This window comes from uncultured Maritalea sp., assembly GCF_937139385.1.
Lineage (GTDB): Bacteria > Pseudomonadota > Alphaproteobacteria > Rhizobiales > Devosiaceae > Maritalea > Maritalea porphyrae_A.
In genome coordinates, this window is sequence record NZ_CAKZPW010000366.1 from 1 (window position 1) to 6,100 (window position 6,100).

Below are 6,100 nucleotides of genomic sequence, written 5' to 3' on the forward strand. Positions count from 1 at the left end.
GTCGATGCGGAGAATATTCAAAGGGAATGCGCCAGCGTTTGGGCCTGGCACAGGCATTGATTGGCGAGCCGAAACTGCTTTTGCTGGATGAGCCAACCTCCGGACTGGATCCCTTGTCCAGACAGCGTTTTTATGGGCTGGTGTCCGAAATCTCGCAAAAAGGAACTGCCGTTCTGTTATCCAGCCACGGCCTGAGTGAGTTGGAGGCCAAGACCGACCGGGTTGCCCTGTTCATCATTAACCACAAAACGGTTCTCTTCGTGCACCTCAAGTGCGCCAGATTCGTCACACGGCACAACCCGTTGCAACAATCCGTCGTTCATTACTTTGCGGTCCATAATCCGAACACGTTCTGCGCGGTCAGCACCAAAAACATCCTCAGGCGTGCGCTCAACAAGCTCAGCCTTGGTGCGCCCCATAGTGTTGGCGAAGTGCTTGTTTACATATCGGTATTGACTGTCTTTGTCCTTGAACCAAAGATCGAATTTGCCGTGCTCATCCAATGCGCGCAGCCATGACTCATACATGGCACATTTTTCGCGCAACGCCTGCAAATCTTCTTTTTTGCCTATTTTCATTTTGTTCCCCGTAATGGAGGAATAAAAGCAAATCCAAATGAGCGCTTTGTTAAATGGCGCCGTTAGATTGAAGGGATGGTTAAAAGAGTGAAAACCAAACCATCATGAGCATGACAGACCGTTGAAAGCAGCAGCCATTTTGAAATGCTCCTCCACAGCGCGCGCAATAGTTGCGACAATGGCGGGTTGATAAGTGAACAGCGAGTTGAATTGCTGCAAAAAGCTGGAACCAATTGGCCGTTCTAGCCAAGCGTATCATTTCTAAAGCTGCCCAGAAGGCGCACAAATTGGGTTCGTGTAGAGCATTGGGTTTTGCTCAAAATCGTCTTTGTGTGGAACTTAATCGTTTCGCTTGAGCGGTCGATCTTCTCCGCTATCTCGGCGTTCGTCAGGCCCTGACTTAGCAACCTAGCAACTTTGGTTTCAGCGGGGGAAAGGCGAAAGCAGGTCGCAACAGTATTGAAGTCAAAATCAAGTGGCTTGCTCGTGTCTTGGCTGAAGACTATTGCGCCCGCATGCGGTTTTGTGCCCAGTTCATCAATTTGGTGTGTCGGAGAAACCTCAATGCACAAATATCCACCCGTTTGGGTTGCCACAGCCTCTTTTCTGGGCCTTGCGCCAAATTTGCCATTATTCAAAGCATCTGCTCTTAGTTGGTCAAATTTTAGCTGATTGGCCGATGTTTTAAAGTAGAGCTTTCCATCGCTGCCAATGGCAAAAACGCCATATTGATCAGCTTGGCGCACAAATTCGACATTCTGAGCAACGGCGCTTCCAAACTCATCCAAAACGCAAACCCCAATTGTAAGCTGGTCCATGGCCAACAAAATGCCATGATGCGCTTCAGAAATCTTTTTGATCGGTCGCCCGAGGTCCAACGCTTTTGCGATATGAGGCAATAAGGTCGCCAGCTGTTCTGCTTCGTCAGGCCGAATGGGGCCCCTATGATCACCGAATTGGAGCGTGAATTGTGTCCTGTTCAAATTGTCCTTGTTGAGGAACGAAATCGCCCTGTGTCTTAGCCCGAGCTCTCGAAGGTATTTCACATTATCACGGTCCAAAAACTCAGCGTAATCTGAGTAGGTGACTTCATCGCTGAGCACTTCAACACCGTCGGAACGTGAAAGGGCCAGCTTTGCTTGTCCCCGATCATTCAACTCTTGCTCTAGGAAACTATCCACATAAGCGTCCATTCCAAATTGTGAATATGTATTTGAACTGTGTGAGAGCGTGAAAATCTCTGATGTTGGCGCCCCAACTTGATCGAAAACTGCACTGCTTTGTGCCCCAACCGCGTGCGCGCACTTGTCCAAAACATCAGGCCACAAAGATTGATCTGCAACCGTGTCATATATTTGTAAAATGAGCTCGTTTAGCGTTTTCGTTGGAATGGTTTTTCTTTCGTCTATGCACTGTTTCAAAGAGATGACGTTGCGTTTCGATTTTGGCTCAAAAAACCAGCATCTCCAAGAGAAAATGCACTTTTGCCGACCAAAGAGACTGGGCATAGCCACCCATTTGGGGGTGGTGCACACAACTGTCTAGCGCTTAGCATTCAACAGTAAATGGCAGAATGCAGCAGCCAACAGTTGTACAGATAGACATTGGGATAGTTTGGATCATGGCAATGACTTCCGTTCAGGGTCTATTGCCAGGCGAAAATGTAGATGCCGAGACGCCTATTGTCGAAGTCGATAGAAGGGACAAAAATTGCAACGCTATTTCAGCGTTAATGGTGCTGCCGGAGAGACTCGAACTCTCGACCTCCTCATTACCAATGAGGTGCTCTACCGCTGAGCTACGGCAGCACAAGCCCTGTGAGGTTTCTCAACAAAGCGCCGTGGTAGTGCCACAAGCTTTTCAGCAAAGCAAGAGGGTTCTGGACCTGAACCCCAAAAATGTGCAAAAAAGCAGTTCCGCTGATCGGCGATCGTTTCAGCATTGATCTGCACAACACAGCAACTTATAGCCATATCCATGAATGAAAAACGCGAAAACACCGTCGAGACAAAACGCAAGGCCCGTGAAGAGCGGCTGACCCAGCAGTTGCGCGCCAATTTGCGGCGCCGAAAACAGCAAGTTAAAGCGCGCACTGACGCGGATAAGAATGCGCCCAAGCAGGATTGACCGCTGGACGGCGGACTTCAAATCACCTCTATATAGACCCAATTGGGCCCTCAATTGACCAAATTCTCAATCAAACATTCATCGCACTGGTAATTTGTGAGAGATCGCTATAATTAACGGCGAGCGACACGCGCCTTTTAAAGGAAAAAACATGGATCGAATTCGTATTGTTGGTGGTAATGAGCTTCGTGGCGAATTGCCAATATCGGGCGCAAAAAATGCCGCACTTCCGCTAATGATTGCGAGTTTGCTGACCAAAGAGCCGTTGACATTGAACAATGTGCCGCGTTTGGCTGACGTTAAACAGCTCGAGCGTATTCTGGAAAATCATGGTGTTGATTTGGCGGTACAAGGTCGCCGCCGTGGTGAAGATGAAATGCGCGGGCAACGGATCACGTTTTCTGCAGCAGACATTGTTGACACTTGCGCCCCGTACGAATTGGTTGCCACCATGCGCGCCAGTTTTTGGGTAATTGGCGCCTTGTTGGCCCGCGAAGGCGTGGCCCGCGTGTCCATGCCTGGCGGTTGCGCCATTGGCACACGTCCTGTGGATTTTTACATCGATGGGCTGCAGCAATTGGGCGCTGAGATTGAAATTGACGGCGGCTATGTTAACGCCAAAGCCCCCGGCGGTCGCCTAAAGGGCGGGTTGGTGAAACTGCCACGCATTTCAGTGGGTACAACCCATGTGATTATGATGGCGGCAACTCTAGCCGAAGGCACAACCACAATTGAAAACGCAGCGATGGAGCCAGAAGTGGTCAACCTCGCTGAATGTTTGGTGGCAATGGGCGCAAAAATTTCTGGCATTGGCACACGCACGCTAACGGTAGAAGGCGTTGAGCAACTGCACGGCGCAACCGTAGATGTCATTCCTGATCGCATTGAAACCGGCACCTATGCGATGGCTGTTGCCATGACGGGGGGCGATGTTTTGCTCAAAGGAGCAAATGCTGACCATTTGGACGCAGCGCTAAAAGTGCTCGAGCAAACCGGCACCACGGTGACACGCGAAAAAGATGGCCTACGCATCACTAAAAACGGCACAGCCATTCACGCCATCGACGCTGAGATTTCTGAGTATCCGGGCTTCCCAACTGACTTGCAGGCGCAATATATGGCGCTGATGACCCGTGCCGACGGTACCGCCACAGTGCGCGAAACCATTTTCGAAAACCGCTTTATGCATGTGGCCGAATTGATGCGCTTTGGCGCAGATATTAGTGTTGACGGACAAAAAGCCCATGTGAAGGGCGTGCGAGAACTCAAAGGCGCTCAAGTTATGGCAACAGATTTGCGGGCTTCAGTTTCCTTGGTAATCGCAGGACTTGCGGCAAAGGGCGAAACAATTGTTAACCGCATTTACCATCTGGACCGCGGATTTGAGCGTTTGGAAGACAAATTGAGCCGCTGTGGCGCGCAAATTGAACGGATTAGCGGTTAGCATAGTCTAAAAGCGCAGGCCTTTTTCATCCCGCTACACTTGTGAACTGCGCAGACGCGCATTAGGTAGTCAGGTGAACAGAATGGCCCACGCCCGGAATAGGAAGTTGTTGATCTATGACCGATCTCAAATTGCTCGCCTTAGATAGTGAAGATTTGGAAGTAATCTCTGCGCATACCCAAGACGCGGTTATCCGCGTGGGTGAAATGGGATATGTGGCGGACGATCAACGCTTTGCCTTTTTGATGAACCGGTTTGCTTGGGAAGCAGATAGCAAGCGCGGCAAAGGCCAGCGCAAGCGCGCTGCGATCCATTTTGATCGAGTGACCCAAGTCAAAGTATCTGGAATCGATCTGGACGCAAAAGATGGCGTGTTGGAACTGCTTACGATGACCTTTGAGATTGCGGACGAGCCTTCCGGGGTTGTGCTTTTGGCTTTTGCTGGTGGTGGTTCAATCAAACTCAGCGTTGAGTGCCTTGAAGCCCGTCTGCAAGATTTGGGTGCTGCTTGGGGTGCAAAAGGCACACCGCAACACGATCTAACAAACTAAAAGAGTAGCGCAAATATGCCGGTAAGACTGGAACAGGCCGCAGCTGATTTTGAACAACAGTTTGCTGTGCTTTTGGGCGCAAAGCGCGAAACCTCGGTTGAGGTGGGCGACGCGGTTGAGAAAATCATCAATGACGTGCGTATGCGCAAAGATGCGGCCCTTGTAGATCTAACCCAAAAATTTGATCATCTAGATCTAAACGCTACTGGCATTGCTTTTACTCAAGACGAAATTGAAGCCGCTTACAATGAAACATCGAGCACCCTCATTGGCGCGCTCAACCACGCTTACAAACGCATAACCGCCTATCACGCCCGACAATTGCCAGAAGATGAGCTGTTTACCGATGATGCTGGGGTAACGCTGGGTTCAAAATGGAATGCGGTTGACGCCGTTGGCATCTATGTGCCGGGCGGACTAGCTAGCTATCCATCTTCAGTCTTGATGAACACGGCACCTGCACGGGTAGCAGGGGTAGAGCGTATCGCCATGGTTGTGCCAACGCCGAACGGTGTGGTCAATCCAACCGTTCTGGCAGCTGCAAAGATTGCCGGCGTAACAGAAATATACCGGGTAGGGGGCGCACAAGCCATTGCAGCGCTAGCCTTTGGCACGGACACCATCAAGCCGGTCAATAAAATTGTTGGCCCAGGCAATGCCTATGTGGCGGCGGCAAAACGCCAGGTCTTTGGCACAGTGGGCATCGATATGATCGCAGGCCCATCTGAAGTTTTGGTGATCGCGGATAGTTCCGCAAACCCTGCATGGATTGCCGCTGATTTGTTGGCCCAAGCCGAACATGACAAGTCGGCACAATCAATTCTGATCACGCCTGATGCAGCACTGGCCGACGCGGTAGAAAAAGAAGTTGAACGCCAACTAGCCATATTGCCCAAGAAGCACCTGGCTGGCCCATCATGGGAAGATTTTGGCGCGGTGATTGTGGTCAAAGACATTGATGCAGCGATTGATTTGTCCAACCGTATGGCGCCAGAGCATTTAGAACTAGCGGTTGATGACCCCCAATCATTGGTCGCAAAAGTGCGCCACGCTGGGGCAATTTTCCTTGGCCATCACACACCAGAAGCCATCGGCGATTATATCGGAGGCACAAATCACGTGCTGCCCACCGCCCGCTCGGCGCGCTATGCTTCAGGGCTGAATGTGCTTGATTTTATCAAGCGGATATCGATCCTTGGGTGTACGCCATCTTCACTTAGTGCGTTGGCACCAGATGCGGTTGCATTGGCAGAGGCCGAGGATTTGCAAGCCCATGGCCGTTCAGTTTCTATTAGGCTTAATCGCTAATTCGATCGACCTGTTTATTCTTGCAATAACCCAACTCTGTTATGCTGCTTAGTGAGTGGATAACAAAGGTGGTTTTTCAACAATGGCAGATG

General features: G+C 50.5%; 6 protein-coding genes, 1 tRNA gene and 1 pseudogene. 5 read left to right on the forward strand and 3 right to left on the reverse strand.

Going from position 1 to position 6,100, the window contains the following annotated elements; genetic code table 11:
- A pseudogene (locus Q0231_RS14800) lies at positions 1 to 230 on the forward strand (AAA family ATPase); the annotation flags it as partial.
- On the opposite strand, the gene Q0231_RS16760 reads toward Q0231_RS14800, so the two are convergent.
- From Q0231_RS16760 to Q0231_RS14815, 3 genes are all read right to left on the reverse strand, one after another.
- Positions 177 to 578: a PAS domain-containing protein gene (locus Q0231_RS16760; RefSeq protein ID WP_367274503.1), complete on the reverse strand. Its 402-nt coding sequence runs from the start codon at positions 576 to 578 to the stop codon at positions 177 to 179. The pseudogene Q0231_RS14800 and the gene Q0231_RS16760 overlap by 54 nt on opposite strands.
- A 242-nt stretch (positions 579 to 820) precedes the next feature.
- Entirely contained in the window at positions 821 to 1,759 is a 939-nt protein-coding gene (locus tag Q0231_RS14810) for a helix-turn-helix transcriptional regulator (protein ID WP_299348642.1), read from the reverse strand.
- 552 nt (positions 1,760 to 2,311) lie between these two features.
- Positions 2,312 to 2,386: transfer RNA gene (locus Q0231_RS14815), tRNA-Thr, on the reverse strand.
- Between the two features lie 169 nt (positions 2,387 to 2,555).
- Between Q0231_RS14815 and Q0231_RS14820 the strand changes: the two genes are divergently transcribed.
- The 4 genes from Q0231_RS14820 to hisD all read left to right on the forward strand — a co-directional run bounded on the left by Q0231_RS14820 (position 2,556) and on the right by hisD (position 6,008).
- A complete protein-coding gene (locus tag Q0231_RS14820) occupies positions 2,556 to 2,705 on the forward strand; it encodes a hypothetical protein (protein WP_269392692.1) in 150 nt (49 codons plus the stop codon).
- A gap of 151 nt (positions 2,706 to 2,856) precedes the next feature.
- Complete coding sequence (murA, locus tag Q0231_RS14825; RefSeq protein ID WP_269392691.1) at positions 2,857 to 4,149, forward strand: UDP-N-acetylglucosamine 1-carboxyvinyltransferase; 1,293 nt, start codon at positions 2,857 to 2,859, stop codon at positions 4,147 to 4,149.
- 116 nt (positions 4,150 to 4,265) lie between these two features.
- Positions 4,266 to 4,700 carry a DUF2948 family protein gene (locus Q0231_RS14830; protein ID WP_299348646.1) on the forward strand — a complete coding sequence of 145 codons (435 nt, stop codon included), beginning with the start codon at positions 4,266 to 4,268 and terminating at the stop codon, positions 4,698 to 4,700.
- 15 nt (positions 4,701 to 4,715) lie between these two features.
- Positions 4,716 to 6,008, forward strand: a complete 1,293-nt coding sequence (hisD, locus tag Q0231_RS14835) for a histidinol dehydrogenase (protein ID WP_299348648.1) — start codon at positions 4,716 to 4,718, stop codon at positions 6,006 to 6,008.
- Positions 6,009 to 6,100 lie beyond the last annotated feature (92 nt).